Genomic DNA, 3,325 nt, shown 5'->3' with positions numbered 1-3,325 from the left:
CAAAAATTTAAGGTCAGGAAAGGTCTATGAAGTCGTCAAAGATGTGGTTTAGATAGCCGTTCTCTGATCTCCCGTTGAACTTTCTGGAGATGGTTTTGTATACTGGGTCGTCGAAGTTGCCGAAGGATCTTTTGGGTTCGGGCGGTAGAAAAGCCTTCTTGGGACTCAGCTGGAGTGCCGTTTCTCCCCCGAGGATGTGCGGACTGTTGACGCCGGTCATTATCACCATAGCGCGGACGACTTTGCCCATGTCATCATCGACCCTTGCACCCCACTTTATCTCGCTTTTTTCACCCAGCTTCTCGTAAACAAGGTTCATAGCATCGTTTATCTCCTTCAGGCTGATGTCTGGCCCTACTGTGAAGTGGACGAGGGCCTTGTCACCGCTGCCGTACTCTACCTCGAGCATCTTGTTTTCAAGGGCGTTCCTGATCGCATCGACGGCCCTGTTGCTGGAGTCGCTCTCACCGATTCCTATCAAAGCGGCTCCACCGTTGTGCATGACGCTGTAAACATCGGCGAAGTCTATGTTAACCATCGAGGGGAGCTTTATGGTCTCGGTTATCCCCTTGACCATCCTCGCGATGATCTCATCGGCAAAGCGGAAGGCCGCGTTTATCGGAAGCTTTGGAACGAGCTGGAGGAGCTTGTCGTTCTCGATTATTATGACTGTGTCCGAGTAGTACATCAGGGCCTTTATGCCTGCCCTGGCCTTCTCCTCCCTGAGCTTGCCCTCGTTCTTGAAGGGGAAAGTAACGACACTGACCACGAGGGGCTCCCTAAAGCGACCGTTGTGCCGGGCCTTCTCCTTAACGACCCTAGCAACGACCGGTGCGGCCCCGGTGCCGGTTCCATTGCCCATACCAGCCGTTATGAAGACTAGGTCAGCGTCCCCTATGGTCTCGGCTATCTCGTGGGCACTCGCCTCTGCAGCTTTGTAGCCTATCTCCGGGTCACCGCCAGAACCCTTTCCCTGTGTTATTTCCTTTCCGAGAAGGAGCTTCTTATGTGCCTTGGCATACTTGAGCGCCTGGGCGTCGGTGTTCATGGCTATGAGTTCCGCCCCCTGGACGCCGAGCTCGTAGAGCCTCGTTATGGTGTTGTTGCCGGAGCCACCAACTCCAACTATAACGATATGTATCAGGTCCTCCTCTTCGTCAAAGCCCTTCTTGAGTCCTTCCCTCGGCTCGTCGAGGTCGAGGTTGATACCGGCCTGTTCAAGCAGCTTAAACACCATTATCCATACCCCCTGGCAAAGATACGGCTTATTAAACCCGGTTATTTTATCACGTAGTCAGGAGCGGAACGCTCCTTCGCTTCAAGGCGGTAGAGCTCCTTCTTCAGGAGCTCGCGGATCGCCTCCCTTATTATCTCACTCCTGTTGGGATAGACCCCCATTTTAACGAGCTGATCCATAGCGTTTATGAGCCCCTGAGGGAGTTGGACACTGACGATGCGCATCCTGCTCATCCCTGCACCACCCAGTTCATCAAGTCGCTAATGTAGTTAGTGTTTTACTCAGTTAAATACTTTGTGCCTCAATTTTAATATTATAATAATATCTTTTTCAAAAATTTTTTGAAAAATGCTTTTAAGATGGAGGTCGAAATGAAAGCGAGGGGATAAAATGCTGGAGATTGATGATATTTACGTAACAAGAGTTCAGGTTGATGACCCGGAAGGGATTATAGGCCACCTCGGGGAGGATCTCCAGGTAGTTGCCGCCGAGTGCTGGAGGCCCGTTGCCTTCTCGGCAGTGCTCGCCAGGAGAGCCTTTAAGAGGGGAACGAACCACGCAAGAACCCTAAGCGGGGAGTTCCTCCTCAGGCTCGCCGGAACACTCCAGATAAAAGAGGCAATTGAGAACGTTGGAGTAAAACCCGGCCCAAACTACGCCGTTGCCTTCGGTGAGAAGGGACTTGAGAAGCTGAACAGGTTGGGACTAAAGGAGCTGGAGCCAATCGACTGCGACGATGATACCGCGAAAAGATTTTTTGAAAAAGCTGCTCTGGTCGAAGTTTTGTAGGGGAAAAGAAACCGTCCCAAAGCCTTCCGGTGGATAGGTTTAAATAGGAACCGTTGGAGGCCTGATTGTTCGGAGGGATATAAATGCGCTACCGGAAAAGGAAATACTTCCTCGCGGGGAGGATAAATATAATCCAGCGCTCCAAGATAAGGGAGCTTTTTGAGAAGGCCTCCAAAATGGAGGATGTCATCTCACTCGGAATTGGTGAGCCCGACTTCGACACTCCTGAGGTCATTAAGGAGTCTGCCAAGAGGGCCCTTGATGAGGGCTACACCCACTACACCCCAAACGCCGGGATCCCCGAGTTCCGCGAAGCCATAGCCGAATACTACCGCGATTTCTACAAGGTTGACGTTGAGGTTGACAACATCATAGTCACCGCCGGCGCCTACGAGGCCACCTATTTAGCGTTCCAGAGCATACTGGAGCAGGGCGACGACGTCATAATACCCGATCCCGCTTTCGTCTGCTATGTCGAGGATGCAAAGATAGCCGAGGCAGGAATAATCAGAATTCCCCTTAGGGAGGAGAACAAATTCAGGCCCGACCCAGATGAGCTCCTTGAGGCGATAACCAAGAGGACGAGGATGATGGTCATTAACTACCCTAACAATCCGACCGGTGCCGTCCTCAAGAAGGATGTCGCGAAGGCAATAGCGGATATAGCCAAGGACTACAACGTCTACATCCTCAGCGACGAGCCCTACGAGCACTTTCTCTACGAAGGGGCCAAGCACTACCCGATGATAAAATACGCCCCCGACAACACGATCCTCGCGAACTCCTTCTCCAAGACCTTTGCCATGACCGGCTGGCGCCTTGGCTTTGCCATAGCTCCAAAGCAGGTCATCCAGGACATGATAAAGCTCCACGCCTACGTCATAGGAAACGTCACCTCCTTCGTTCAGATAGCTGGAATAACGGCCCTCAGGGACAAGCGCAGCTGGGACACGGTGAAGGCCATGAGAGAAGTTTACTCCGAGAGGAGGAGGATAGTCCTCAGACATCTCAACGACATGCCTCACATCGAGCCCTTCAAGCCGAAGGGAGCCTTTTACGTCTGGGCCAGAATAGATCCTGAACTCGACATGACTAGTGAGGACTTCGCCGACTGGTTGCTCGAAAACGCCGGGGTTGTCGTCATCCCTGGAACTGCCTTCGGAAAACAGGGCGAGGGCTGGGTGAGAATCAGCTATGCAACGGAAAAGGAGAAGCTCATCGAGGCAATGGAGCGCATGAAGGAGGCCCTTTCAAAGCTCTGAGGTGGTGACGCATGGAGAACAGGTGGAGGACGGTAAT

General features: G+C 52.4%; 4 protein-coding genes. 2 read left to right on the top strand and 2 right to left on the bottom strand.

The window, feature by feature from the left end:
* Positions 1 to 13: 13 nt before the first annotated feature.
* The gene (gene ftsZ / locus MVD07_RS01310) at positions 14 to 1,237 is read right to left on the bottom strand and encodes a cell division protein FtsZ (protein WP_297497578.1); all 1,224 of its coding nucleotides are present in this window, start codon (positions 1,235 to 1,237) and stop codon (positions 14 to 16) included.
* Positions 1,238 to 1,278: 41 nt separating this feature from the next.
* Complete coding sequence (locus MVD07_RS01305) at positions 1,279 to 1,470, bottom strand: ribbon-helix-helix domain-containing protein (protein WP_297497576.1); 192 nt, start codon at positions 1,468 to 1,470, stop codon at positions 1,279 to 1,281.
* 157 nt (positions 1,471 to 1,627) lie between these two features.
* Between MVD07_RS01305 and cgi121 the strand changes: the two genes are divergently transcribed.
* Both cgi121 and MVD07_RS01295 read left to right on the top strand, forming a co-directional pair.
* The gene (gene cgi121 / locus MVD07_RS01300; RefSeq protein ID WP_297497574.1) at positions 1,628 to 2,026 is read left to right on the top strand and encodes a KEOPS complex subunit Cgi121; all 399 of its coding nucleotides are present in this window, start codon (positions 1,628 to 1,630) and stop codon (positions 2,024 to 2,026) included.
* A gap of 83 nt (positions 2,027 to 2,109) precedes the next feature.
* Positions 2,110 to 3,288, top strand: coding sequence for a pyridoxal phosphate-dependent aminotransferase (locus MVD07_RS01295; protein ID WP_297497571.1), 1,179 nt, complete (start codon positions 2,110 to 2,112; stop codon positions 3,286 to 3,288).
* Positions 3,289 to 3,325 lie beyond the last annotated feature (37 nt).

The sequence above is a fragment of the Thermococcus sp. genome (assembly GCF_027008145.1).
GTDB lineage: Archaea > Methanobacteriota_B > Thermococci > Thermococcales > Thermococcaceae > Thermococcus.
Note: the sequence above shows the minus strand (reverse complement) of the source record. Positions and strands in the feature narration are given on the sequence as shown.

What these genes read in the sequence shown, in the direction of transcription:
- ftsZ (WP_297497578.1), bottom strand. Translation starts at nt 1,237, where the DNA reads ATGGTGTTTAAGCTGCTTGAACAGGCCGGTATCAACCTCGACCTCGAC.
- MVD07_RS01305 (WP_297497576.1), bottom strand. Translation starts at nt 1,470, where the DNA reads ATGAGCAGGATGCGCATCGTCAGTGTCCAACTCCCTCAGGGGCTCATA.
- cgi121 (WP_297497574.1), top strand. Translation starts at nt 1,628, where the DNA reads ATGCTGGAGATTGATGATATTTACGTAACAAGAGTTCAGGTTGATGAC.
- MVD07_RS01295 (WP_297497571.1), top strand. Translation starts at nt 2,110, where the DNA reads ATGCGCTACCGGAAAAGGAAATACTTCCTCGCGGGGAGGATAAATATA.